General features: G+C 66.1%; 18 protein-coding genes. 6 read left to right on the top strand and 12 right to left on the bottom strand.

The window, feature by feature from the left end; genetic code table 11:
- Nucleotides 1-378 precede the first annotated feature (378 nt).
- Nucleotides 379-5,991 carry a methyl-accepting chemotaxis protein gene (locus tag ACQR0U_RS30550; protein ID WP_315753166.1) on the top strand — a complete coding sequence of 1,871 codons (5,613 nt, stop codon included), beginning with the start codon at nt 379-381 and terminating at the stop codon, nt 5,989-5,991.
- A gap of 283 nt (nt 5,992-6,274) precedes the next feature.
- On the opposite strand, the gene ACQR0U_RS30545 is transcribed toward ACQR0U_RS30550, so the two are convergent.
- The 3 genes from ACQR0U_RS30545 to ACQR0U_RS30535 all read right to left on the bottom strand — a co-directional run bounded on the left by ACQR0U_RS30545 (nt 6,275) and on the right by ACQR0U_RS30535 (nt 9,209).
- Nucleotides 6,275-7,147, bottom strand: coding sequence for an MlaD family protein (locus tag ACQR0U_RS30545; RefSeq protein WP_315753167.1), 873 nt, complete (start codon nt 7,145-7,147; stop codon nt 6,275-6,277).
- A gap of 151 nt (nt 7,148-7,298) precedes the next feature.
- Nucleotides 7,299-8,069, bottom strand: coding sequence for an ABC transporter ATP-binding protein (locus ACQR0U_RS30540; protein ID WP_315712692.1), 771 nt, complete (start codon nt 8,067-8,069; stop codon nt 7,299-7,301).
- A 6-nt stretch (nt 8,070-8,075) separates the two neighbouring features.
- A complete protein-coding gene (locus ACQR0U_RS30535; RefSeq protein WP_315713623.1) occupies nt 8,076-9,209 on the bottom strand; it encodes an ABC transporter permease in 1,134 nt (377 codons plus the stop codon).
- 158 nt (nt 9,210-9,367) lie between these two features.
- Here ACQR0U_RS30535 and dgcA point away from each other — a divergent pair, with 158 nt between their 5' ends.
- Nucleotides 9,368-10,363 (top strand): N-acetyl-D-Glu racemase DgcA, encoded by a 996-nt coding sequence (gene dgcA, locus ACQR0U_RS30530; RefSeq protein ID WP_316167129.1) that lies wholly within the window; start codon nt 9,368-9,370, stop codon nt 10,361-10,363.
- Here the strand turns inward: dgcA and ACQR0U_RS30525 are convergent.
- Nucleotides 10,345-11,532, bottom strand: a complete 1,188-nt coding sequence (locus ACQR0U_RS30525) for an MFS transporter (protein ID WP_315753169.1) — start codon at nt 11,530-11,532, stop codon at nt 10,345-10,347. The two genes, dgcA and ACQR0U_RS30525, sit on opposite strands and share 19 nt — an antisense overlap.
- Nucleotides 11,533-11,607: 75 nt before the next feature.
- Here ACQR0U_RS30525 and ACQR0U_RS30520 point away from each other — a divergent pair, with 75 nt between their 5' ends.
- Nucleotides 11,608-13,203, top strand: coding sequence for a hypothetical protein (locus ACQR0U_RS30520; protein WP_315753170.1), 1,596 nt, complete (start codon nt 11,608-11,610; stop codon nt 13,201-13,203).
- 205 nt (nt 13,204-13,408) lie between these two features.
- Nucleotides 13,409-15,088, top strand: coding sequence for a caspase family protein (locus ACQR0U_RS30515; RefSeq protein ID WP_434844069.1), 1,680 nt, complete (start codon nt 13,409-13,411; stop codon nt 15,086-15,088).
- Nucleotides 15,089-15,098: 10 nt separating this feature from the next.
- Here the strand turns inward: ACQR0U_RS30515 and ACQR0U_RS30510 are convergent, their stop codons facing one another.
- From ACQR0U_RS30510 to ACQR0U_RS30490, 5 genes are all read right to left on the bottom strand, one after another.
- Complete coding sequence (locus ACQR0U_RS30510) at nt 15,099-16,088, bottom strand: threonine ammonia-lyase (protein ID WP_434844068.1); 990 nt, start codon at nt 16,086-16,088, stop codon at nt 15,099-15,101.
- 47 nt (nt 16,089-16,135) lie between these two features.
- Nucleotides 16,136-16,948 (bottom strand): UDP-2,3-diacylglucosamine diphosphatase, encoded by an 813-nt coding sequence (locus ACQR0U_RS30505; protein ID WP_315828168.1) that lies wholly within the window; start codon nt 16,946-16,948, stop codon nt 16,136-16,138.
- 192 nt (nt 16,949-17,140) lie between these two features.
- Nucleotides 17,141-18,559 (bottom strand): pyruvate kinase, encoded by a 1,419-nt coding sequence (gene pyk / locus ACQR0U_RS30500; protein ID WP_316169659.1) that lies wholly within the window; start codon nt 18,557-18,559, stop codon nt 17,141-17,143.
- Between the two features lie 155 nt (nt 18,560-18,714).
- On the bottom strand, nt 18,715-19,788 hold the full coding sequence (locus tag ACQR0U_RS30495; protein WP_315753175.1) for a tartrate dehydrogenase: 1,074 nt from the start codon (nt 19,786-19,788) through the stop codon (nt 18,715-18,717).
- Nucleotides 19,789-19,809: 21 nt separating this feature from the next.
- Entirely contained in the window at nt 19,810-21,105 is a 1,296-nt protein-coding gene (locus ACQR0U_RS30490) for a D-galactonate transporter (RefSeq protein ID WP_315712701.1), read from the bottom strand.
- Nucleotides 21,106-21,234: 129 nt separating this feature from the next.
- On the opposite strand from ACQR0U_RS30490, the gene ACQR0U_RS30485 reads away from it, so the two are divergent.
- Nucleotides 21,235-22,152, top strand: a complete 918-nt coding sequence (locus tag ACQR0U_RS30485) for a LysR family transcriptional regulator (protein WP_315712703.1) — start codon at nt 21,235-21,237, stop codon at nt 22,150-22,152.
- A gap of 21 nt (nt 22,153-22,173) precedes the next feature.
- Here ACQR0U_RS30485 and glgX read toward each other — a convergent pair whose 3' ends face one another.
- The 3 genes from glgX to ACQR0U_RS30470 form a co-directional block, all read right to left on the bottom strand.
- Nucleotides 22,174-24,408, bottom strand: coding sequence for a glycogen debranching protein GlgX (glgX, locus tag ACQR0U_RS30480; RefSeq protein ID WP_434872365.1), 2,235 nt, complete (start codon nt 24,406-24,408; stop codon nt 22,174-22,176).
- A gap of 65 nt (nt 24,409-24,473) precedes the next feature.
- Entirely contained in the window at nt 24,474-24,746 is a 273-nt protein-coding gene (locus ACQR0U_RS30475; RefSeq protein WP_315712707.1) for a DUF3606 domain-containing protein, read from the bottom strand.
- 651 nt (nt 24,747-25,397) lie between these two features.
- The gene (locus tag ACQR0U_RS30470; protein ID WP_409998352.1) at nt 25,398-25,646 is read right to left on the bottom strand and encodes a DUF3551 domain-containing protein; all 249 of its coding nucleotides are present in this window, start codon (nt 25,644-25,646) and stop codon (nt 25,398-25,400) included.
- Between the two features lie 337 nt (nt 25,647-25,983).
- On the opposite strand from ACQR0U_RS30470, the gene ACQR0U_RS30465 reads away from it, so the two are divergent.
- Nucleotides 25,984-26,466 carry a hypothetical protein gene (locus ACQR0U_RS30465; protein WP_316187541.1) on the top strand — a complete coding sequence of 161 codons (483 nt, stop codon included), beginning with the start codon at nt 25,984-25,986 and terminating at the stop codon, nt 26,464-26,466.
- Nucleotides 26,467-26,656: the final 190 nt, after the last annotated feature.

Raw genomic sequence — 26,656 nt, 5'->3', positions numbered from 1 at the left:
GGCAATCCGGTCCGGGCGCGCCGCGCGCGCCTGTGGTAAGCCAAGCACGACAATGGTTAATGCATTGTTACCGGCCCAATTGCCGCGGGTTTGCCGCGATTTGGGCCCGGCTCTGCCCCAATCACGGCAGAAACGGGAATTCGCAGAACTTCTAGAGTGTTAACGGCGGCTGCTGTTAACGATGATTAAGAATCTCTTAACCACGGCCATTTCTTTCAACAGGCACAGCCAATAGGATGATGCCCGGATGGAGTGGGTCACCTGGCGGAATTTGCCACCCCTGGTGCCTGCGAGGGATGACGTCCGGTTCGAGCGTTGCGAGAGGGCACTCGTACGCGGCTCGCCGGATCGAAATTAAGACGAGGGCTCGGACTCAACATGGCGAACACTCCGAAAAAGGTCAAAGACCCGACTGAAGTTGCGCTGTCCGCCATTCAGGAGGCTTTGAACATCAGCGATTCGTCCGCGCCCACGGACTCGCAGGGCTCGGTCCACGCTGACGGGGCTCCGCCCGTCATGCCGAACGGCGTGTCCAGTCTGGATTCGTTCGACTCGCGTCCGGGCATCGACCGCAGCAGCCTTGACGAGATCGAGCCGCCGCCGCTCGCCGCGCGCCGCCCGGCCAATGACGACCGCGAGACTATCGGCCAATTGCTGCAGGCGATCCAGAAGGGCCGCCCGTCACGCGGCGTCTACACGCTGGCAACCGCCTTTGCAGGCATCTGGATCGTCGGCTGCGTCCTGCTGACCATCGGCTTCCTGCCCGCTTTGCAGACCTTGATCGGCCAGAGCGGCGGCGTGCTGGTCATGGCAGGCCTCGCCGCAGTGTTCTTTGCCCCGGTTCTGCTGTTCTATTTCCTCGCGAGCCTCGCTTGGCGCGGCCAGGAGCTGCGCATGATCGCGCAGTCGATGGCGCAGGTCGCGATCCGCTTCTCCGAGCCGGAAGGCGCCGTCAGCGATTCGATCGTGACCGTCGGCCAGGCCATCCGCCGCGAGGTCGCGGCGATGGGCGACGGCGTCGAGCGCGCGATCGCGCGCGCAGGCGAGCTCGAGATGCTGGTCGCCAACGAGGTTGCGGCGCTCGAGCGCGCCTACAGCGACAACGAGGTCCGCATCCGCGCCCTGCTCCAGGACATCGCCCATCAGCGCGACAACCTCGTGGGCCAGGCCGAGCAGGTCCGCAGCGCCATCTCGGGCGTCCAGATCGACCTTCGCCACGACATCGCGCTGATCTCGGACGCGATCGCCTCGCGGGTCGACGAGGTCGCCAAGAGCATCACCGGCGCGCTGGAAGAGCGCGGCGCCCACATCACGGCCGCGCTCGGCAACGCCGGCGACAACATGATCCTCGCGCTCGGCGAGCGCGGCGGCGATCTGCTCGACCGGCTCGAAGAGGCCAGCGCCGAGACCACCCGCGCCGTGCTCGACGCCTCGGAGCGGCTCACCACCAGCCTCAATTTCAAGACCGGCCACGTCCACGACGAGTTCGCCGACCTGTCGGACCGAGTCCACGAGATGCTCAACGAGCGCATCGACCGCATCACCAGCGAGTTCGAGCAGCGCACGGCGGCCATCGTCGACGGCATCTCGGTGCGAACCGAGCAGGTTCACGACCAGCTCAAGGCGTCCGGCGAGTCCCTCCTGCTGGAGCTCGAGCTGCGCAGCGGCGATCTCGTCACCAAGATCGACGAGGCGAGCCAGCGCATGTCCGGCCACATCGTCACGTCAGGCGAGAAGGCGAGCGAGTCGCTCGATGCGACCGTCAATTCACTGGTCGCCAAGGTCGTGAGCCAGACCGAGAGCACCCACGACACGCTGTCGATCCAGATCAGCGCCTTCGACGAGCTGGTGAAGAACCAGGGCACCGAGCTCGCCGAGCGCTTCGCACGCGACAGCTCGACGCTGGGCGCGCTGATCACCCGGCACATCACCGAATTCGACCGCACGGTGAAGACCTATGGCGGCGAGATCGTCGAGCGCATGGGCCAGCGGACCCAGGAAATCTCCGACAATCTCAAGTCCTATGTCGATACGTTCGATACGCGGCTGTCGTCCAACAGCGGTGAGATCACGGCGACGCTGGATCAGCGGCTGAACCAGTTCGAGACCAATCTGCAGGCCCGCATCACCACCCTCGACACCTCGCTCGATGCGAAGATCAAGACCTTCGACGACAGCGTCGAGGGCCGCCTCAAGTCGCTCGAGGAGAACTTCGACAACCGCGCGACCTCGGTCACCTCGACGATCGAAGGCCGCCTCGGCACTCTGTCCAACTCGCTGACCGACGGCGCTGCCCAGGTGCTGCACGCGATCGACTCGCGGCTGACCGTGCTGACCTCCTCGCTGACCGATGGCTCGGCGCAGGCGATCCAGTCGATCGATTCCCGCCTCAACATACTGACCTCCTCGCTGACTGACGGCACCGACAAGGCGCTCGAAGCGATCGATCAGCGCATCCACAGCCTGTCGAACATCATCGACGGCCGCAGCTACGAGCTGACCGAAGCCGTCACCGCGCGCTTCCAGGACATCCATCAGGGCATCGAGACCCGCGTCGGCTCGATCGCCAAGGACATCGACCATCGCGTGTCGCAGTTCGAGGACCTGCTCGGCTCGCGCGTCGAGGCCGTGGCCGGCCGCATCGAGAGCAGCGGCCGCCAGGCGAGCGACGAACTGATGACCCGCGCCGAGCTGCTGTCCGCCAGCATCAAGTCGCATGTGGAAGATGCGGAGCGGGCGCTGACCAACCTCGTGGTCAACACCAGCGAGACCATCCAGACCGGGGCCCGCTCGGCACAGCAGGCGCTGCTCAACGTCTCGACCGACGTCGGATCGCAGTTGAAGAACACCTCCGCCGAGGTCGAGCGTGCCCTGTCGAACGCAGGCAGCAGCGCGGCCGAGGCCGTGCTGACCAGTGCACGCGAGGCCCAGGCCACGCTGGTCGCGGCCTCCGGCGAGACCGCCGACCAGATCAAGTCGCTGTCGGCCGACGTCGAGCGCACGCTCACGGCGGCAGGCTCGACCACCGCAGCCTCGATCCTCGCCGGTGCGCGCGAGGCCCAGAACACGCTGGTGTCCGCCTCCTCCGATGCCGCCACCCACGTCAAGTCGCTCGCCGTTGACGTCGAGCAGGCGCTGACGGCCGCCGGCTCGGCCACGGCAGCCTCGATCCTCGCCGGTGCACGCGAGGTCCAGAACACGCTGGTGTCCGCCTCCTCCAACGCGGCCGAGCACGTGAAGTCGCTCGCAGCCGACGTGCAGCGCTCGCTGACCAGTGCCGGGACCGAAACCGCCGAAGCCATCACGGCGGGCGCCCGTGATGCCCAGCATGCCCTGCTCGCGGCATCGAGCGAAGCGGCCGAACAGGTCAAGGCGCTGACCGTCGACGTCCAGCGCTCGCTGTCGATCGCGGGGACGACCACCGCGGAAACGATCACCGGCGGCGCCCGGGAAGCGCAGAGCACGCTGATCAGCGCTTCGTCCGAAGCGGCCAATCACGTCAAGTCGCTGGCGGCCGACGTCGAGCGCACGCTCGCCGCGGTCGGAACCAGCACGGCCGCAGCGATCGTCGACAGCGCCCGCGACGTCCAGTCGAAGCTCGTCACCGCCTCGACGGAAGCAACCGAGCACGTCAAGTCGCTGGCCGTCGACGTCGAGCGGACGCTGTCGTCCGTCGGCGCCGATACCGCGACCTCGATCCTCAACAGCGCGCGCCAGGCGCAGATGTCGCTGACCGCCACGTCGGCCGACACCGCGGCCACCCTGGTCGGCAGCGCACGCGAAGCCCAGGCGGTGCTGACGACGACCACGACCGAGACGGTCGCGGTGATCGTCGGCGGCGCGCGCGAGGCGCAGAACCTGCTGACCGCCACCTCCACCGACACCGCGGGCCAGCTCAAGGCGATGTCGTCGGAGATCGAGCGCGTCATCAATTCCGTCGCGGCGAACACCACCGATGCGATCCAGAGCAGCGCGCTCAATGCACAGAGCGCGCTCGTTGCCGCCTCCAACGAGGTCTCCACGCGGGTCAAGTCGACCTCGACCGAGATCGAGCGCTCGGTGCTCGCCGCCGGCAACTCGTTCGGCTCGGCCATGACCGGCAAGACCGACGAGATCGTCACCTATGTGCAGCAGCAGAGCGAGCGGCTGTCGCAGATGCTCGACGGCAAGCGCGGCACCCTTGTGGAGGCACTCAACTCGAAGACCAACCAGCTCACGATCGAGATCGATCGCGTCACCACCGACGCGCTGAAGGCGATCGAGGTCCGCGGCCAGAACTTCGCCCAGAGCGTCAATGGCAACGGCTCCGAGGTCGCCCGCACCATCACCTCGGCGGGAGAGCTCGCGACCACCGCGATCACCAAGTCGCTCAAGGAGCTGGAGCAGGCCTCGCGCGCGGCGATCGAGCAGTCGCGCCAGGTCTCGGTGGCTGCGGTCACCGAGATGCAGGAGACGAGCAAGATCCTGCGCACCGATACGGTCGCCCTGTTCGAACGTCTGCGCGAGGGCAACATCCTGCTGCAGGAGGTTCTGACCGGCGCCCACGACAACCTCAACTCGCTGGAGCGGGCGCTGGTCACCCGGGTGGCCGACTTCGTCACCGCGATGAACGACGTCACCGCACGCAACGGCACCGCGACGCAGACGCTCGAGGACCAGCTCAACGTGTTCAACTCCAAGACGTCGCGGGCGCTGGAGGATCTCAACTCGCTGTCCGGCCAGTTCGACGCGCATGGCAAGGCGCTGATCGAGGCGGCGGCCATCGTCGAGCAGAGCAACCGCGATGCGACCGTCTCGATCTCGGATCGCAAGACGACGCTGGAATCGCTGGTCACCACCATCGATCTGCGCACCGCCGATCTCGACCAGCGTCTGACGCGCTTCACCACCCTGCTCGACGAGTCCTTGGCGGCCGCCGAGGAGCGCGCCCGCGACATCGCCCGGGTCGTGGCGGAAACGGCGGGGGCCGGCTCGACCGCGCTCAGCCGCCAGTTCGAGGCCATCCGCGCCAACGCGGAGGAGGAACGCCGCCTCACCACGTCGCAGATGCAGGAGATCTACCAGCAGAGCACGCAGGAAGCCGATGCGATGTTCAAGCAGTCGGCGGAGAAGTTCGCCACGCTGGTGTCGAGCATGAAGCAGATGACCGCCGAGATGCATCGCGAGCTCGAGGCGACGCGCAACGAGCTGCGCCGCGGCGTGCTGGAGATGCCGCAGGAGGCCGCCGAGAGCACGGCGCAGATGCGCAAGGTCATCGTCGACCAGATCGAGGCGCTGGCCGAACTCAACCGGATCGTCGCGCATCACGGCCGCGGTCTCGACGTGGTCAGCGCGTCGCGTCCCGCCGCGGTCGCGGCGCCAGCGGCCGTGATCCGTCAGGAAGAGCCGATCGTCGCCGCAGCCGTCGGCGGCCGGCCGGACATGCGCCTGCGCGAGCCGGCTGCGACGAGCGTCGCCAACCTGCCGCCGCCGGATCTCGGCATGCAGCCGCCGGCCCCGCCGCCGCAGCCACGCCGGGTCGAGGCGCCGCCGATGGGTCCGGTCGCCGATCAGCGCAGCGACAACTGGCTGTCCGACCTGCTCAACCGGGCCGACAACAGCACCGCCGGCCAGCCCCAGCCGCCGCGTGGCCGCGGTCCGGCGCAGCAGTCGGGCAATCCGCTGGAGTCGCTGTCGCTCGACATCGCACGGCTGATGGACCGCAATCTCGCGGCCGAGATGTGGGACCGCTACCAGCGGGGCGAGACCAAGGCGTTCTCCAAGCGTCTCTACACCCCGGCCGGCCAGAAGGCGTTCGACGAGGTCGCCCGCAAGTACCGCGCCGACCGCACCTTCAAGCAGACGGTGGACCGCTACATCACCGAGTTCGAGCGGCTGCTCGACGAGGTCGCACGCGACGACCGCAATCCGCAGGCGCTGCGTGCCCAGCTCACCTCGGAGACCGGGCTGGTCTACACCTTGCTCGCCCACGCCGCCGGAAGGCTGGCGTGACGGGAGCAGCGAACAGCGACTAGCGGATGGCGAGGAGCCGACCGCGATGAGAATAGACAACGGAGGCCGCGAGGCCTCCGTTTCGCTTATCGGGGTCCAGTGAAGCGTTTTCGGATTTGCCCGTCGCCGGCCCGACCGGCACGGCAGCCGTCGTTGCAGGCGCCCGGGATGCCAGTCAGCATGAGACGGGACAATGCCAAGCCGAGCGTGGAGCAATCGGTGCATCGCCGCGGAGGGCACCGAGGCGCTGCCTCTCGCTACGCCCTGCGCCCGCCCGCCTCCCTCACCGCCGCCCGCTGGTGGGCGCCGCGGGCGCGGGCTGCGAGGCCTGGGCGTTGCTCGGGCTGGCGTTGCTGGCCCCGAATAGGACCCGGGTCGGATTGCGGTCGAAATTGTTCACGGCGCGGCTGATGTCGGACAGCGTGCGCCGTCCATCGGCCATCAGCGCGCCGGAGCGTTTGTCCAGATCCTCGGCGAGCTCCCGGATCGATTTCACCGTCAGGAACAGCTCGCCGCCATCCTTGCCGCCGGCCAGCGTGTTGAGACCGAGCATCAGGGTATCGGCCTTGCCCATGATGCCGTCGACACGGCTCATGACGCCATCGATGCGCTCGGAATTGCGGGCCAGCGACTGGGTGAACACCTCGAGATTCTTGATCGAGTTCTTCACGGCGTCCTGGTTGTCCGCGACCACCTTGTTGATGTTCTGCAAGGTGGCTCGGATCGCTTCGGTCACGTCCTGCAGCCGGGTCGGATCGGCACGCAGCACCGGCACGCCATCCTCGTCGAGCGGCGGCGGCGGCGCAGCCTCCTCGCCGCCCTTCAGCGAGATCGCGGCGACGCCGGTCAGGCCCTGGAACTCGAGCCCGACCAGGGTGTCCTTGCGGATCGGTGCGTTGTTCTCGACCATCGCCAGCGCGACGACGCGGCGCGGATTGTCGAGCTTGACCGAGATGACCTCACCGACCCGGATACCATTGAAGTTGACGCTGCCGCCGTTGCGCAGACCCGCGGCCGGCCCCTCGAACACGACCCGCAGCGGGCTGCGCTGCTTGGTCGTGTGCAGGCTCTGAAACCAGAGGACAAACCCGATCGCCGCGGCAATCACTGCCAGCGTGAACGACCCGATCAGGACGTAATTCGCCCGCGTTTCCATTACCAACTCCGGTACCGGCACGTCGCGGCGGTCATCCGGCCCCCGCTTCCGTGCACTGTCGGTTGGCGCCGGACAGCGGCACCCACCCCATCAACTTTGTCGCGGCAGTCCCCACTCCCGCTCACAAAAATCGTCCCTGGGGCGCGTCGCGCTACCCCATCACGGCTCGGGCACGCTTGCCGTGGAAATACTGTCGGAGCCACGGATGTTCCGAGGCCTGCATGTCGGCCATCGATCCCGCGGCGATAATCTTGCCGTCGCCCAGCACGGCGATGCGGTCGCACGCCGTATACAGGCTGTCGAGATCATGGGTTACCATGAAAACCGTCAGTCCCAAAGTGCGCTGCAGGGTCCGGACGAGCTCGTCGAAATCGCCGGCGCCGATCGGGTCGAGCCCCGAGGTCGGCTCATCGAGGAACACCAGCTCCGGATCGAGCGCGAGCGCGCGTGCCAGCGCCACGCGCTTGATCATGCCCCCCGACAGCTCGCTCGGGAAACGATCAGCAACATCGGGCCGCAATCCGACCATCACCAGCTTTGCGATCATGATCTCGTCGAGCAGACGCTGCGAGACCTTGAGATACTCCCGGACCGGGAACTGGATGTTCTGCCGCACGGTGAGCGAGGAGAACAACGCGCCCTGCTGGAACAGCACGCCCCAGCGCCGCTCGACAGCGCGGCGGCCGGCACGATCGGCGGCGTCGAGATCGACGCCGAACACCTCGATGTTGCCCGACAGCTTCGGCACGAGGCCGATGATGGTGCGCGTCAGCACCGACTTGCCGGCGCCGGATGGACCGACGAAGCCCAGGATCTCGCCGCGCTTGACGTCGAGGTCGAGCCCGTCGAGCACGCGCGTCTTGCCGAACTGCACGGTGACGTCACGCACGCGGATGATCGGATCGGAGACCTCCTGCATCATCTCAGTTCACATCCCGACCGCGGCGAAGAAGATCGCGAACACGCCGTCCATCACGATGACGAAGAAGATGCCCTTCACCACCGACGAAGTGGTGTGGCGCCCCAGCGACTCGGCACTGCCCTGCACTGCCAGTCCTTCGACGCAGGCGACGATCCCGATCACCGCCGCCATCACCGGCGCCTTGAGCAGCCCGACCTTGAAATGATCGATCGAGATCGCATCGCGCAGGCGCAGCAGGAAGGCCTCGGGATCGACGCCGCCATAGAACCAGGCCACCAGCCCACCGCCATAGAGCGCGGCGATGTCGCCGAGGAAGGCCAGGATCGGCAGTGCGATCACCAGCGCGAGCATGCGCGGCAGGATCAGGACCTCGATCGGATCGAAGCCCATTGTGCGCAGCGCGTCGATCTCCTCGCGCATCTTCATCGAGCCGAGCTCGGCCGTGTAGGCGCTACCCGACCGGCCCGCGATCATGATCGCCACCAGCAGCACGCCGATCTCGCGCAGCACCAGCACGCCGAGCATGTCGACGACGAAGATGTCGGCGCCGAACCTTCGGAAATGGAAGATGCCCTGCTGAGCGATGATGCAGCCGATCAGGAAGGTGATCAGCACGATGATCGGCACCGCGCGCCAGCACACCTGCTCGAGATGATGGATGGTCGAGGTCAATCGGAAGCTGCGGGGATGAATGAGGACCCGGCCGCTGGCGACGATCACGGCGCCGAGCATGTCGATCAGAGCGGCGATCGTGCCGAAGATGCCGGCGACACTGAGGCCGATCTGGCCGAGCATGCCGGTGATGGTCACCATCGTCGCGTCGCCATTGGGCGCGGTGCTGACGCGTCGAACCTCGTCGACCAGGCTGGCGTAGTTCGCAGAGAGCCCATCGATCCGGACCTCGACGGTTCCGGTCGTGAAGCTGCGGCGCAGCCGCTCGATCAGCCAGGCGCCGAACGTGTCGAGCTTGGAGACTTGGGAGACGTCGATCGAAACATCGATCTTCTTGCCGGCGAGTTTTTCGGCATCGGCGACGAGCCGTTCGAGCGACGGCGCAAAGGGCGCAGTCCAGGCGCCGGTCGCGCGCAGCGACAGCGCGTTGCCATCGCCACTGCGCTGCAAATCAGGGCCGCCCTTCACGACGGCCATCCTCGGAGCCTTGGACGTCCGCTCCTTGACGAGAAAAATCCCACCGCGTCGCTACCACCTTGCCGGAGACCGCTATCAACAGCCATAGTCGGTCAGATCGCGCAAGTCCCAAGCGCCTCATTCCGGTTCACAAAGCGCCAGACTTTCAAATGACTTCCAACGGTTTTCCAATACTGGACGCCCGGATCGGCCACTGGCCGATCGCCGGCAGCTTCACGATCAGCCGCGGCGCCAAGACCGAAGCCGTGACAGTGATCGCGGAGCTGCGACACGGGACGATGGTTGGCCGCGGCGAATGCGTGCCCTATCCGCGTTATGGCGAAACGCCCGATGCGGCGCTGAGCGCCCTGCTCGCGATGCGCGATGCGGTCGCCTCTGGTCTCGACCGCAACGCCCTGCAGACGGCGTTGCCGCCGGGCGCGGCGCGCAATGCGCTCGACTGCGCGCTGCTCGACCTCGAAGCCAAGCGGAGCGGCCGGCGCATCTGGGACCTGCTCGGACGTCGCGCACCGGCACCGTGCGTCACGGCCTACACGATTTCGCTCGGGAGCCCCGATGTGATGGCCAAAGCTGCGGCCAAGGCCGCGCATCGCCCGCTGCTCAAGATCAAGCTCGGCGGCGACGGCGATCCTGCGCGGATTGCAGCCGTGCGAGCGGCGGCGCCGCAGTCACAACTGATCGTCGACGCCAACGAGGCCTGGACCGAAGCGAATTTGGAATCCAATCTCGCAGCCTGCGCCATCGCCGGCGTCACGCTGGTCGAGCAGCCGCTGCCCGCAGGGAAAGACGAAGCGCTCGGAAAGATCGCGCGCCCGCTCACCGTCTGCGCCGACGAGAGCGTGCATGACCGCGACTCGCTCGAAGCGCTGCGCGGACGCTATGACGCCGTCAACATCAAGCTCGACAAGACCGGAGGACTGACCGAGGCGCTTGCGATGGCCGAAGCCGCGCGCGCGCTCGGCTTCGACATCATGGTCGGCTGCATGGTGGCGACATCGCTGTCGATGGCACCGGCCATGCTGCTGACGCCTTTCGCCCGTTTCGTCGATCTGGACGGTCCGCTGCTGCTCGCCGAGGATTGCGAGCACGGCCTGCACTACGAGGACAGCCTGGTCTATCCGCCCGATCAGGCGTTGTGGGGCTGAAACGACAGGCTTCGGTGCGCGATCCACATCAGGACGCCGCCCGCTCCGGCCATCGCGGCCATCACGTAGTAGACACCGGGTCCATAGGCCGCATAGACCGGCCCAGAGAGGGCCGATGCCGCCGAGCCGACCACGCCGCTCGCAGCCGCATAATAGCCCTGCCCGCGCGCCGTCAGCTGCGCCGGCACTTGGCGGACCAACAGCCCCATGGTTCCAACCAGGGTCAGCCCGAAGGTGAAGCCGTGACTGATCTGGACCGCGGCGAGCCCACCCGCATGGGGCTCCTGGGCCGTGAGGCTCCAGCGCAGCACGGCCGCCATCGCGCCGATCATGACCAGGCTCGCGGGCGCCAGCGTGAACCGGGGCGACAGGGCGAACACGACGATCTCGGCCAGCACGCCCATGGTCCAGAGCCAAGCGATGGTCAGCCCGCTGAAGCCCTGCGCCTTCCACTCGATGGCGGAGAACGTGTAGTAGGCCGCATGGCTTGCCTGGATCAGCGCCGAAGCGGCGATGATGCAGAGGAAGCTCGGATTGCCCAGCAGACTGCGCCCGTCCCGGGCCAGGCCGGCGCCATGCGGCAGCGGCGGCAGCGCCTGCAGCAGCAGGCTGCTTGCCGCACCGCACAGCGCGACCGAGACGATGATCCAGATCAGCTCGGACGACGGCGCGAAGTCGACCAGCCCGCCGCACAGCAGCGTTCCGGCGATGAATGCGGCCGATCCCCACAGCCGCAGGCGACCGTAGTTCAGGCCATAGCTCATCACGCCACGGAGCGCATAAGCGTCCGTCAGCGGGACAACGGGTGTCCAGAGACAGCAGGTTGCCACGTAGACCAGGAATACCAGCCAGGGTTCGCGCTGGAAGGCAAGAGCCACAAAGCCCGATGCCGTTGCGAAGGTGGTCAGCCGCATCGCGGCGCGCAGGGCCTGCCGGCGCTCGGCAACCGCGGTGATCAGCGGCAGGACGGTGAAGCGGGTTACGGCGGGAACCGCAACGATGACCCCAATCCATGCGGCATCCAGGCCGATCGCCCGTAGCCATACGGGAAAGAACGGCAGATGCGTGCCCGAGAGCACGAACACAGCGCCATAGAACAGCCCCAACCTGTCCGCGAATCGGCGCGACAATACCGGCGATGTGGTGGAGATTTGTCGGGACAGTGGCATCAATTCAATTGCGATTCGATCAATATCATGGTGATCGTTATGCCAACGCGCAGCAATGTGCGCGATAGGTTTGCCATGGTCGATGAAGTCTTCGCCCTCTCGCCGATATCCGCCCGTGCGGCTCAGCCGAACGAGGCCGATTACGAGGCGATCCGCGACGCCTTCATGGAGACGTCCCGAGGCCGCTGGTTCCTTGGCGAATACGCCAAGCGCAACCGCAATGCCGACACCAGCATGGTGCTCGACGCGGTGGCCCGCATCGAGCATGCGCTGGCCTCACAGCGTCAGCAGCAGCAGGAGTTCGAGCAGGCCGACAGCAAGGCACTGCCCGAAGCGCTGGCCGCGATCCGCGCCACGGTCGAAGACGCCGCACTCGCCGCCGCCACTGCGGTCGACAGCATGGCCCTCGAGCAGAACCTGGCGCCGGTGCGCAAGGGCATCCGAATCATCAAGGAAATTTCCTGGCGCTGGCGCGAGATCGGTGCGGACTCGCGGATCTGCGACCTGATCGATTCACAGGTCACGTCGATCGAGGCCGCCTGCGACCAGCTTGCGTGCGCCGACCCCAAGGTCGCGCTGCTTGCGGCCTTCGAGATCATCAAGACGCGGCTGAAGGAGTTCGACGCGGAGAAAGCAAGCATTCCGCCCGCGGCTGACGAGATCGAACCGGCGACCGAAGCTGCGGCCCCGCCGACACCCGATGTCGCATCGGGTCCGACTGCGGCGGCGACGGTCTCGGCTGAGCCACAGGTGGCTCCGGAGCCGCAGCCCGTGCCGGAACAGATGGAGGCGGCCCAAGCCGGGCTTGAGATGACCATTCCGCTCGTTGCCGCAGTGGCCGCGATCGAATCGGTCGAGACATCCTCCGGCGCTGATGCTGTGATCATGGCGGCTGCAGCGGTTGAGGCCAGGATGGTCGACACCGCCGCTTCGGCGGTGGTGCAGCCCCCGGAAGCTGCGACCGAGCCGTCGGTGGACGAAGCCCTGCTCGAGATCGAGCAGCACGCCGCGGCGGCCCTGGATGACGCCGTCGCCGCAGAAGCCCACGACGAAGCCATCCTGGAATTGGTCGCGGCGGAGATGGGTGCCCCCGATCCGATCGACGATGAGGAGTTCAGCCGGGCCAGGACGCTCGGCTTCGACATTGAGGAGCCGACCTCGGTCGACGACGACATCGTCGCGAGCTTCAGCGAGACAGCGCCGTCGGAGCCGGATCTCGTGCTGACCACGGCAGAAGCCCCGGTTGCCAGCGCGGCGCCGGCTCCCGCTGCGCCCACGATGTCGGCTCCGCCGATGCCGGCCCCGCCCGCGGCGGCCCCGCGCATGGCCTCGCCTGCAGCCCCGGCGCCGGTCCCCAGCGTGCCCGTATCGCCACCGCTTCCGGAGGCGATCACCATCGAGACCCTGGCCGCCGTGGCGGCTGCGGTCGCAGCTCAATCTCCCGCAGCGGCCCCGAAGGCTGACGTTGCGCCGATCCAGCAGGTCCGCCCGACCGCCGCCGCGGCTCACAGCACCAGCGCGTCCGCGATGCCCAAGCCTGCCTACGAGCCGTCGCTGGGATCGACGCTGCTGTCGAACGGCCTTCTGCAGCGGCCGCAGGCACCCGCCAACGACTCGTTGGCGCCGATCCGTCGCATGACCCAGCCTGAGAAGATCGCATTCTTCTCGTAGGGCGAGTGCATCTCGGCCGCCTCCTGTTGAACCTCGATCGCTGAGCACCGAAAGGTGCCGCGTTGATGGGTGACGCGGATCACGTACGCTGCTGCGTGATCTGCGTAGCCTGATCCTCAAGCCATTCGCTTTGCGCATGCTCGAGGAGAACGCCGTGTCCGTTCCGAAATTTCGCGCTGTAACATCCGCCTGGAAATCCCTGCTCATGTCCGCGCTGCTGGGCCTGATGGCCTGGGTCGGCCCGGACTCGGCGTTCGCCGCCGGCAGTGAGCTCGACAACCTTCACACACCACCGCGCGCGCTGGCAGCTCCCTCACCGGCCAAGGAGAGCAACACGCCCGCCGCGATCCCTCAAGGAGCCGAGCCACGCGTCGCGCTCGTGATCGGCAATGCGAGCTATCAGAACGCGCCGCCGCTGGAGAACCCGGACAACGACGCCCATGCTGTTGCCAAGCTGTTGAACTCGGCCGGCTTCGAGGTGATCACGGCGACCGACCTGACGCAGAACGAGATGCTCAAGGTCGTCGAGGATTTCTCGAGCCGGGTGGCAGCACACGGCCCGAACACCGTGGCAATGGTCTACTACGCCGGCCACGGGGTTCAGCTCGCGGGCGAGAACTATCTGATCCCGATCGATGCCCGTATCTCAGCGCCCTCCGACCTGACGACGGGGACCATCCGTCTGGTGGACCTGATGGCAACGCTCGACGCCATCCCGAGCCGCATGCGGATCGTCGTGCTGGACGCCTGCCGCAACAATCCATTCCCTGCCATCAACGATGCCGGACGCGGACTTGCCATCGTCGACGCGCCGAACGGCTCCATCCTCGGATACTCGACCTCGCCCGGCGCCGAGGCGCTCGACGGGCGTGGCGAGCACAGCCCGTACGCGCAGGCGTTCCTGAACCTGGCGCGGCAGCCGAACCTGCCGATCGAGCAATTGTTCAAGCGCATTCGCCTACAGGTGAACCAGAGCACCGACGGACGACAGACGCCATGGGAAAGCTCCTCGTTGACCAGTGATTTCACCTTCTTCGGGGATACGCTGGTCGCGGCGGCGCGCCCTGCCGAGAATACGCCGGTGATCCAGATGGCGGCCAACCTGCCGAGCCGTTCCGTGCGGCAGGCCTATGACTACGTGCTGTCGGAGAACCGTCCGCAATATTATCGCGAGTTCATCGAGCTGTATCCGCGCGATCCGCTCGCCGACCGCATCCGCGCACTGCTCGCCGGCCTCGTGCAGGCCACGGCCTGGCACCAGGCCGTGCTGGCGAATTCGCCGGCCGCCTATCAGAGCTTCCGTGAATCCTATGCCGACAGCCCATATGCGCCGGTCGCACTGCGGCTGCAGGGACAGCCTCGGCCCATCCCCGTGCTGCAACCGAGCCGTCTCATGATGCCACCGCAACTGGCACCGATCGCGCGACCGTTCAATCCTGGTCCGCAGATCCAGAGCCATCCAGCCCCGCAACCGACGCTGCCGGCCGCCACCGTGCCGCACGGACCGCTGCCGCCAACGGTGGTCACGAAAGGCAATGCCATCAACAACGCGGGTCCCAACAAGGTCGTCGATCCCAGGCCTATCGCTCAGAGCAGGTTGCGCGACAGGATCGTGCCGCCGACAAATGCGCCCGTGGCTACGAAAATCCAGCTCGATCCACTGAAGCGCAGTCCTGGGCGGCCATTCGACACCCGCGAGGTGCGGCGTCCCTTCCCCGGCAATTCCGGACCGTTCAAGCCGAACATCAACGCGTCGCATCCGTCGATGGCGCGTGGCCAAGGCGGGATGCAGGGCGGCCCGGCGCGGAGCACGCCGCACGTCGCGCAGTCCGGACTGCGGATGGGGGGCGGGGGATTTGCAAAAGGCGGCCTCAGCTTTCACTGAGGCTTGATCGTCAGGCAATCAGCCTGGCGTAGAGCTCAGCATCGACATTGCCGCCGGACAAAACGATCACCACCGTCTTGCCCGCCACATCCAGCCGGCCGGCCAGCAATGCCGCAAGCCCGACCGAACCACCGGGCTCGACGACGAGCTTCAGCTCCCGGAAGGCAAAGCCGACCGCGCGCCCCACCTCCTCGTCCGAGGCCTCGACCGCGGCCGACAGCAGTTGGCTGTTGATGGCGAAGGTGATCTCGCCTGGAATCGCCGCCATCAGCGCGTCACAGATGGTCCGGCCCTTTGCATCGTGCGCCTCGCGGTGGCCGGCCCGTAGCGAGCGCGCATGGTCGTCAAAGCCCTTTGGCTCGGCCACGACCATCCGGGTGCTGGGAAAGCGCGCCTTGACCGCGGTCGAGACGCCGGCAAGCAGTCCACCGCCCGAAGCCGGGACGATCACCAGATCCGGCGACAGGCCGAGCGCCGCAAGGTCCTCGGCGATTTCACGACCGACGGTGCCCTGCCCTGCGATGACGTAGGGATCGTCATAGGGCGGCACCACCGTCGAGCCGCGCTTTGCTGCGATGTCGCGCGCGATCGCTTCGCGGTCCTCGCGATCGCGATCATAGAGCACGACGTCGGCACCGAACGCCTTGGTGCGCTCGCGCTTGGCCGCTGGCGCATCCGAGGGCATCACGATCGTGGCGTCCATGCCCAGCAATGTGGCGGCATGGGCGACGCCCTGCGCATGATTGCCGGAGGAGAATGCGACGACGCCGTTGCCGCGCGCTGCTTGGGGGATCGACGCCAGCTTGTTGTAGGCACCGCGGAACTTGAACGAGCCGGTCCGCTGCAGCACCTCCGGCTTCACGAAGACGTTCGCTTTGAACCGCTCGTTGAGCACGGGAGCCGGCAGCAGCGGAGTCCGCACGGCCACGGGCGCGAGGACGCGCGCCGCCGCATCGATGTCGGCGGCGGTCACGGGCAGGATCGGGGAATGAGCTGTCATACCCCTATTTTACCGCGCCCGATTGCCGAGAGGCAAGGGAGCCGGTGTCAGGCGGCGCGGGCGGCCAGCTGCGGAACCGGCGCGGGTTGCCGCTGCGGATCGGTCCAGGTCAGGATCTCGAAACGGCCGTCCTCGTGCTCGACCAGCGCCGTGCAACTCTCGACCCAGTCGCCGCAATTCATGTAGCGAATGCCGTCCTGGTCGCGGATGACGGCGCAATGGATGTGGCCGCAGATCACGCCATCAGCGCCATGCCGCCGCGCCTCCGAGGCCAGCGCCGTCTCGAACGCGCCGATATAGTTGACGGCGTTCTTGACCTTCTGCTTGGCCCATTGCGACAGCGACCAATAGGGAACGCCGAACATGCGACGGAAGAAGTTGACCAGACGGTTCATCTGGATGGCGAAGTCATAGGCCTTGTCGCCGAGATGGGCGAGCCAGCGCGCATTCTGCACGACCAGATCGAAGATGTCGCCGTGGATCACCAGATAGCGTTTGCCGTCGGTGCCGGTGTGCAAGATGTTCTCGACGACGTCGATGCCGCCGAAATGCGTGCCGTAATAACCGCGCAGGAACTCGTCGTGATTGCCGGGGACATAGACGATCTTGGCGCCCTTGCGCGCCTTGCGCAGCATCTTCTGCACCAGGTCGTTATGCGACTGCGGCCAATGCCAGCTCGATTTGAGCGCCCAGCCGTCGATGATGTCGCCGACCAGATAGATCGTGTCGGCATCATGGTGACGCAGGAAATCGACGAGGAGATTGGCCTGCGAGCCGCGGGCTCCGAGATGAACGTCCGAGATGAACAACGTCCGAAAGCGCCGAGCCGGGCTTTCTTCACCAGCAGTCTCAAGTCCCATGCGCGCCCACCTAACAGTCCCTGATGACACCGCGATGACGAAACGCCGCACCGGCAGAACCCATCCTGCCGGACCGCGACCGGACACCGCTCGTTTGACGACTCGCGATGTCCCTCGTCACTGCCCCGCGATACCAGCGGGGTGCGACAATCAGGCGACAGGCGGGCAGCGCGAACAGGGAAAATCAGCCTCCTATCTCGGCACGGTGACGACGCGCAGATTGTTGGTGGTGCCGGTCTGCGCGAACGGAATGCCGGCGACGACGACGAGCAGGTCGCCGGCTTCAGCGAACTCCTCCTGCACGGCGAAGAAGGTCGCGCGCTCGACCATCTCCTCGTAGCTCTTCACGTCCTGCGACAACACGCTGTGCGCGCCCCACAACAGGCACATGCGCCGCGAGGTGTCCTCATTCGGCGTGATCGCCAGAATCGGCAGGCTCGGCCGCTTGCGCGCAACGCGCGAGGCCGAGGTGCCGCTCGACGTATAGGCCACGATCGCCTTGGCGTGGATCGCCGAGGCGAGATCGGCCGCCGCGGTCGCCACCGCATGCGGCGCCGTCTGCTCCTCGCCCGGCTGCGTCGCCTCGACGATGGAGCGATACATCTTGTGGCCTTCGGTGGCCTTGATGATGCTGTCCATCATCGCCACGGCCTCGCGCGGATATTGCCCGCTGGCCGATTCCGCCGACAGCATCACCGCGTCGGCGCCGTCATAGATCGCGGTCGCGACGTCGGAGACCTCGGCGCGCGTCGGCGTCGGCGTCGCCACCATCGAATCCAGCATCTGCGTCGCGACGATCACCGGCTTCACAGCGAGCCGGCAGGCGCGGACCAGTTCCTTCTGCTTGCCCGGCACGTCCTCGTTGGGAATCTCGACGCCGAGATCGCCGCGCGCGACCATGATCGCGTCCGACAGCTGGATGATGTCGTCGATGCGCTCCAGCGCCGCCGGCTTCTCGATTTTGGACATGATGCCGGCGCGGCCATCGATCAGGCCCCTCGCCTCCAGCACGTCGGACGGCTTCTGCACGAAGGACAGCGCCACCCAGTCGACGCCGAGATCGAGCCCGAAGGCGAGATCGGAGCGGTCCTTGGCCGTCAGCGGCGACAGCTCCAGAATTGTGCCGGGCAGATTGACGCCCTTGTGATTGGAGATCGCGCCGCTGACGATCACCTTGGCTTCGATCCAGTCGTCGCCGAGGCCTGTCACACGAACGCGGACGCGGCCATCATCGATCAGAAGATCGTGACCGGGCGTGACCGCCGCAAAGATCTCCGGATGCGGCAGCGGAATCGACGTCTTGTCGCCCTCGGTGCCGTTGAGGACGAACCGAATCGTCTCGCCGGCTTCGACCTGGATCTTCTTATCGCGCAGAGTGCCGACGCGAATCTTAGGTCCCTGCAGATCCATCAAGATGCCGATCGGCCGCCGCACTTCCTTCTCGAGCGCGCGGATCGCGGCATGGACCTTGGCGTGATCGGCCTGCGTCCCGTGACTGAAATTGAGACGAAAGGTGTCCACACCGGCGAGGAACAGCGCTTTCAGCATCTCCGGAGAATTGCTCGCGGGACCGACAGTCGCGACGATCTTGGCTCGACGGTGACGACGCATGATGTGTCCTTTCTCCTTAAGCCGTGTCTCGCGTCTCTATGACACGCATGTGATTGGCATGCGCGGACGCAGCGGAAGCGCTGATATACGCCCCGCAGCGTCCATTGCAAGCGCGACACGGAACACGCCAGAATTGTGCAAGAGAACAGCACGCCTCAGGCGTTGGAGCCGTGGATCGCGTCGATGACGGCGTCGGTCACCTGCTTGGTCGTCGCCGTGCCGCCAACATCGGGGGTCAGGATGCCGGCTGCACAGACTTTCTCGACCGCAGCCATCAGCCGCGCGGCCGCGTCCGTCTCGCCGAGATGCTCGAGCATCTGCGCGCCGGTCCAGAACGTCGCAACCGGGTTGGCGATGCCCTTTCCGGTGATATCGAACGCCGAACCATGGATCGGCTCGAACATCGACGGGAAGCGCCGCTCCGGATCGATGTTGCCAGTCGGCGCCACGCCGAGGCTGCCGGCCAGCGCGCCGGCGAGATCGGACAGAATGTCGGCATGCAGATTGGTCGCGACGATGGTGTCGAGGCTCTTCGGCTGCAGCGTCATGCGCACGGTCATCGCATCGACCAGCATCTTGTCCCAGGTCACGTCGGGGAATTCCCGCGCCACCTCGGCGGCGATCTCGTCCCACATCACCATGCCATGGCGCTGCGCATTCGACTTGGTGACGACGGTGAGGAACTTGCGCGGGCGCGACTGCGCCAGCTTGAACGCGTAGCGCATGATGCGGGTGACGCCGACGCGGGTGAAGACCGCGACCTCGGTGCCGACCTCCTCCGGCAGGCCGCGATGCGCCCGGCCGCCCATGCCGGCATATTCGCCCTCGGAATTCTCGCGCACGATCACCCAGTCGAGATCGCCGACGCCGACATTGCGCAAGGGCGAGGCCACACCGGGCAGGATCTTGGTCGGACGGACGTTGGCGTACTGATCAAATCCCTGGCAGATCGGCAGCCGCAGGCCCCACAGCGTGATGTGGTCGGGCACGTCGGGAGCGCCGACCGCGCCGAAATAGATCGCGTCGAACTTTTTCAGCTCCGCGAGTCCATCGGCCGGCATCATCACGCCGTGCTTCTTGTAGTAGTCCGAGCCCCAGTCGAAGGTCTTGACGTTGAAGCTGATGTCGCCCGCGCGCTTGGCGAGCGCCTCCAGCACGCGGACGCCTTCGGAGATGACCTCGGGGCCGATGCCGTCGGCGGGAATGGCGGCGATGGAATGGGTGCGCATGAAAGAGCTCCGTTGATGAGGTCAGGATGGCGTGGCTGCTTGGGCCTTCGCACTTTGTGAACGTGACAGCAACAGGGTCAGCACCGCCGATACCACCAGCAGGCCGGCGACAAAATAGAGCCCGCCATTGAAGCTGCCGGTCTGGTCCTTGATCCAGCCGATCATCGCGGGACCGACGAAGCCGCCGAGATTGCCGATCGAGTTGATGGTTGCAATGCCCGCCGCGGCGGCCGAGCCGGACAGGAACATGGTCGGCATGCTCCACAGCGGCGGCTTCGAGGAGGAGATGCCGACATTGACGAGCGTGAGCGCAGCGAGGACGGCGGCGACACTGGTCGACAGCCCGGCCAACCAGAGCCCGACGGCTGCGGCCACGCAGGCCAGCACGACGTGCCAGGTGCGCTCGGCGGTACGGTCGGAATGGCGCGCCCACAGGATCATGACGACCACGGCCACGGTCGGTGGCACCGCGTTGAGGAAGCCGACGGTGAAGGACGACAGGCCGAACTGCTTGATGATCTGCGGCGCCCAGACGCCGAGCGTGTAGAGGCCGGCCGAGGTGCCGAAATAGACCAGCGCGAGCGCCAGCACGCGGATGTCGGCCAGCCCGCGCCAGATGCTGTGGCTCGCGGTGGCGGCCTTGCTCGCCACCTCTGCATTCATGGTGCGCACCAGCCAGTCGCGCTCGTCGTCGGCGAGCCAGCGCGCCTGCTCCGGACGATCGGTCATGTAGGCGAGCACGACGAAGCCGAGCAGGACCGCCGGCAGCGCCTCGATCAGGAACAGCCACTGCCAGCCCTTGAAGCCGAGAATGCCGTCCATCTCCAGCAGCGCGCCGGAAACCGGAGAGCCGAGAACCGTGGAGAGCGGCGCGGCGGCCATGAACAGCGCGGTGACGGCTGCGCGCTGGCGCGCCGGGAACCAGTAGGAGAGATAGAGGATGATGCCGGGGAAGAAGCCTGCTTCCGCAGCACCAAGCAGGAAGCGCAGCACATAGAAGCTCGTCGGTCCCTGCACGAACGCCATCGCGCCGGAGACGATGCCCCAGGTGATCATGACCCGCGCGATCCAGATGCGCGCGCCGAACTTGTCCAGCGCGAGGTTGGAGGGGACCTCGAACAGGAAATAGCCCCAGAAGAAGATGCCGGCGCCGAACCCATAGGCCGAGGCTGACAGCCCGATGTCCTTGTTCATGGTCAGCGCTGCGAAGCCGACGTTGACGCGGTCGATGAAGGCTACGAAATAGAGCAGCATGATGAAGGGCACGATGCGCAACGTGATCCTGCGCAGCACGCGCGTTTCCAGCTCTCCGGCCATCGTCACCTCCCTGTCCCGTCTTGTCGTTGATCTGACAAGCGTAGGCGTCGAACCAGGCCGGCTTCAATGCTCGCATCATTATACAAAAAAATGATATAATCCGGCCCATCACCTCTTCAGGACCCCACCATGGAATTGCACCAGCTCCGCTGCTTCGTGGCCGCCGCCGAGGAACTGCATTTCGGCAAGGCGGCGCAGCGGCTGCAGATGCTGCCCTCGGCGCTCGGACGCCAGATCAAGCTGCTGGAGGAGGATCTCGCGACCCCGCTGTTCGCGAGGACCACGCGCGCGGTGTCGCTGACCGAGCACGGCACGACCTTGCTGCGCGATGCCCGGGCGATCCTGGCCCGTGTCGAGGCGGTCGAAACCGGCTTCCGCCGCCGTACCCGAAGCACGAAGGCGCAGCGGCTGCGCGTCGGCGCCATCGACAGCGCGGCCGCCGGGCTGCTGCCGCAATTGCTGCACGATTTTCGCGCGCGGCATCCCGACATCGCGGTGCAGCTCACGGAAGAGAAGACGATCCGGCTGCTGCCCAGGATCCTGTCCGGCGCGCTCGACCTCGCCTTTGTCAGGCCGCCCGAGCGCACCGATATGAGGCTCGAATTCCGCGCGCTGCTCAGCGAGAGCGCCGTGGTGGCCCTGCCGCAGCGGCACCGGCTGGCCTCGCGTGCTGTGGTCTCGCTCGCCGACATCGCCGACCAGCCGCTGATCGTCCCGGACCGCCGGTCGCGGCCGCACAGCCACGACCTCACCATGAAGCTGTTCGCACAGGCCGGGCTGTCGCCGGCTATCGCGCAGTTCGCCGATGAGAAGCAGACCATCGTGCATCTCGTCGCCGCGCGGCTCGGCATCGCCATCGTGCCGCGCTGGACCTCGCGGCTCGCGGTCTCCGGCGTCCGCTTCGTGCCGCTGCGGATGACACGCGGCAGCACCGCCGGACGGCTTCCGCTCGCGGCCGTCTGGCTGCGCGGCTCGCGCGATCCGGCGCGCGAGGCCATGCTCGGCGTGCTCGACGCGAGGCTTGCGAAATACGCCCGCGGTGCCTGACCGCAAGATCCGCCGAACATCCTACCCCAGCGGCGCCTCCGCGACGTCGAGCAGCGCGCCGAGGCCATGGCGCAGGCCGCGCATCGGCTGCTGCTCCGACGACAGGCCGAAGGCCAGCAGCGATCGCCCGGTCACCGCGTAGACGTGGCCGAACGGGAACGACTGCGGCTGAGCATCCGGCTGGTTGGTGTCGAGCAGCGCCAGCCAATTGTGGCCTTCGGGCACGGACGGAAGCGTGAAGTTCACCACGTCGAAATGCGCGTTGTAGACCAGCAGGAGCGTCGCATCCGAGCCACGCCGCTTGACGCCGGTCTCCTGGGCGCGGCCGTCGAGCAGCATGCCGAAGCAACGCGCGTGATCGTCGGTCCACTGCTCCGTCGTCATCTCCTCGCCCGACGGGTCGAGCCAGGTCACGTCGTTGACGCCGAGGTCCTCATTGTGCGAGCCGATCAGGAAGCGGCTGCGATAGAGGATCGGAAACGCCTTGCGCATGGCGATCAGCTTGCGCGTGAATTCGCGCAACGCCCGCCCCTGCGGCGTGATGCCCATCCAGTCGAGCCAGGTGGTCTCATTGTCCTGCGCATAGGCGTTGTTGGTGCCGTTCTGGGTATGGCCGAACTCGTCGCCGGCAAGCAGCATCGGCGTGCCGTGCGACAGCAGCATCGTGGCGAGGAGATTGCGCTTCTGCCGCTCCCGCAACGCGGTGATCTCGGGGTCGTCGGTCGGTCCTTCGACGCCGCAATTCCAGGAGTGGTTGTTGCTGTGGCCGTCGCGATTATCCTCGCCATTGGCCTCGTTGTGCTTGTCGTTGTAGGAGACGAGGTCGTTGAGGTTGAAGCCGTCATGCGCGGTGATGAAGTTCACGCTCGCCCAGGGCCGGCGGCCGCGCTTGTTGAACAGGTCGCCCGAGCCCGAGATGCGCTTGGCGAAATCGGCGAGCGTGCCGCCGTCGCCCTTCCAGAATGCCCGCGCGGTGTCGCGAAACTTGTCGTTCCACTCCGCCCAGCCCGGCGGAAACTGGCCGACCTGATAGCCGCCGGGACCGATGTCCCAGGGCTCGGCGATCAGCTTGACGCTCGACAGCACCGGGTCCTGACGACAGGCATCCAGGAAACTGCCGCCCTCGTCGAAGCCATAGGGCTCGCGCGCCAGGATGGTGGCGAGGTCGAAGCGGAAGCCGTCCACCCGCATCTCGGTCGCCCAATAGCGCAGCGAGTCCGCGACGAGCTGCAGCACGCGCTGGTGCGACAGGTTCACCGTATTGCCGGTGCCGGTGTCGTTGATGTAGTAGCGTTTCTGGTCCGGCATCAGCCGGTAGTAGCTGGCATTGTCGATGCCCTTGAACGACAAGGTCGGCCCGAGCTCGTTGCCTTCGGCGGTGTGGTTGTAGACAACGTCGAGGATGACCTCGATGCCGTTGGCGTGGAACTGGTTGACCATGGTCTTGAATTCGGTCGCGAACGGCGTCTTCAGATAGCGCGGCTCCGGCGCAAAGAATCCGATCGAATTGTAGCCCCAGTAGTTGCGCAGGCCCTTTTCGACCAGATAGCTGTCATCGATGAAGGCGTGGATCGGCAATAGCTCGGCCGAGGTGATGCCGAGCGAGCGCAGATACGCCGGAATGTCCTGGTGCGCGAGACCGGCGAAGGTGCCGCGGTCGGCTTCGGGCACCATTGGATGCAGCTTGGTGAACCCCTTGACGTGCATCTCGTAGAAGATCGTCCGCTCCCACGGAATTTCCGGCTTGCGCGAGCCTCCCCAGGTGAAGGCGGGATCGATGACCCGGCACTTCAGCATCAAGGGCGCACTGTCTCGGTCGTCGAACGACAGATCCTTGTCGGCATGATCGAGCCGATAGCCGAACAGCTCCGGCCCCCAGCGCAGGTTGCCGACGAGCTGCTTGGCATAGGGGTCGATCACGAGCTTGTTGGGATTGAACCTGTGACCGGCGTCCGGCTCGTAGGGTCCGTGCACGCGATAGCCATAGACGGTGCCGGGCCGCGCGGCCGGCAGGTAGCCGTGCCAGACCTCGTCGGTGTATTCGGGAAGCTCGATGAGTTCGAGCTCGGTCTCGCCGGTGTCGTCGAACAGGCACAGCTCGACCTTGGTCGCATGCGCGGAAAAGATCGCAAAGTTGACGCCGAGCCCGTCCCAGGTCGCGCCGAGAGGAAACGGACGGCCTTCGCTGATCCTGGTCTTGCGCAGATTGAACGCCGCCTGCGTCAAAGCGTCACCGAGGTCGGTGCGTTGGTCCATCCTTTGCCCCCTTCGTCCGACTCCCCATATCGATTGCCGGGGGTCTCGATGATCAGCATCGATTGCTAGGTTGCCGCTGGCGTCTCGTCCGGCACGATGACTTCCGCCTTGGTCTCGGTCACCGTCACCGAGGCGATCACGGCTCCTTCCGGCGCAGCCTTCGCGGCCCGCTGCTGCGCGACTTCCTTGGTGATGGCTGCGATGGAGTTGCCAATGCGTTCGACCATCTCGGTCAATTCCCCGGGCGACATCTTCAGCCGCTTGGTCACCACGCGGACCTGGGCCTGATCGGTCATGTCGAGCTTGTTGCGGGACGGCTGAATCTTCGGACGGCGCATCGGGAGTCCTCCTGCATGCCAGCTAACCTTGGCTGCGGAATTTGGTTCCCGCGACCGGCTCCCCCCCCTGGGCATCGCCATGAAGACGTGCGTCACTGCTCTCGCGGCGCCATGCGCCCGAGTGATGTCATCGGTGTTGCCCCCTGATCGGGCAGAGGGCGCAGGGAATGCCGGGAGCTGGCCGCCCCCATGGCCCGCCTGCAGAAAAAAAGCAGGCGGCAGTCACCACAGGTTCAGCCGAGACATCCCGGCATTCCCCGCGCGATGGTTTTCACGCTTACTTCGCGATCTCCCCGGTGTCCGGCTTGTGAGCCACCGTCGCCCTCGGGATCATCGCCCAAGGACTTGGCGCCAGCGTCGGGGCGCCAGGACCACGCGACTTCGCGTCCGCAAGCTGCCGTTCGTCCACGCGAGCATCCCCGCGCTGCGGCATCCTGCAGCCACCGCATCCCGCGCCCAACGTTCCGTGACGATCGCGAAGCGCCCCTCTCGAGGAGCACGGGATGGCGACAATCAAGCACGTATTCTGAAAAATAGCAATCGATTTATTTTTCTCAGAATGAAGACCGGATCCAATCAGCCCGAGCAAGCATCGGATGGCACGTGCCAGCTCCGTTGAAGCTTGGGGTGTTGTCAGACCGCAACCGGCGCCTATCGGGGAGGCCGACGGCGGCTTGGCTCCGGCGGGCGTTGTGCATAGGGGTTCGGCAAGCACATGGCCGAAAGGCCCGCAGCCCCCGCTCTACACGCCTCCCACGACCGATACTGGCACGAGATTGTGCTGGAACCGCCCCATTCCCATGTCTGGAGGCACACCGGATCATTGCCATCGAACCGTTGAGCTGCGGCTGGAGCGGTTGCAAGCACGATGATCGAAGTCATGAGGAGAAGCGCGCGCATCATCACCCATCATGGCATGAGGCTGACCAATCCGAAAGGGTGTGCCGGCGCGGCCACGTCCAGGCGGGCTTGATCTGCAGGCGCGGCGGGTTTCGGTATCCGCGTTGTCAGGTGACTATCTCTTGCTCCGGTGCATAAGCCCACCGATGGCCCGCAGCTGATCGGGGGGCTCCGCCGACCAGACTTCCTCGACAGCTAGAGGGCGGCTTTTTGACCCCAAGGCGACATCGTTAGCGTTCAGTAACGGCTGCGCGAAAAATGTTCTCCTTTGATTTCCGCTTCCTTGTTCAGAGCAGTGTAGAGTGCCGCGTGGGCAATATCGGCAACGACCAGGAAGATGAGAACAAAGCTCGTAATCGCAGCGCTTCTGATTTTCGGTGTGGTCGTTCTGGGCCAGGCGTACCTTCGTGGCTACCCACCCTTCACGTCACGATTTGTACAGACATGTGATAGAGCAATTAAGGAGCGGCTGATTGTTCCATCCACCTATGAACGGATTAGTGTAGACGAATCTCGGAAGACAATCACGTTCGACGAATTCTTCAAGGACCCGATACGGCCTGCGTCTGAAGCAGCCAGAAAAGCCATGGTCCAAGTCGCGCGAGCGTCGCCGGTTCAGTATGTCGCGCTCATCGATTACCAAGCTCAGGACCCCATCGGCGCCCTCATTCGCGAAAGGGCAACATGCACTTTCAACTCACTTGATGGGAGCGACATGCCTGAACGTACAGGTTGGGTGCAGATCGACGGCGAACATAATATGGCGTGGGCCGCGAAGCAGCCGAACGCGGCCGCGCTCCTATCGCGCCTGGGAAGGTGACTGGGGTTCGGTGGCCCAAGGCCGCCGCATCCTGGCCATGACGATCGGCTGTCTGGCCTAAACGCGCCTGCCCCAAACCGCTCCCTGGGGTTATGGGTCCCGGCGTTCGCCGCGACGACACCGTGCTCGTTGATCCAGCGTGCCACCGCTCTTGACGCTTGCGTCGAGATGGCACGCCCTGCCGTCAGGC

Origin of the sequence: Bradyrhizobium sp. HKCCYLRH3097 (assembly GCF_051167875.1) — a bacterium.
Taxonomy (GTDB): Bacteria; Pseudomonadota; Alphaproteobacteria; order Rhizobiales; family Xanthobacteraceae; genus Bradyrhizobium.
This window is presented reverse-complemented; position numbering and strand designations above follow the sequence as displayed.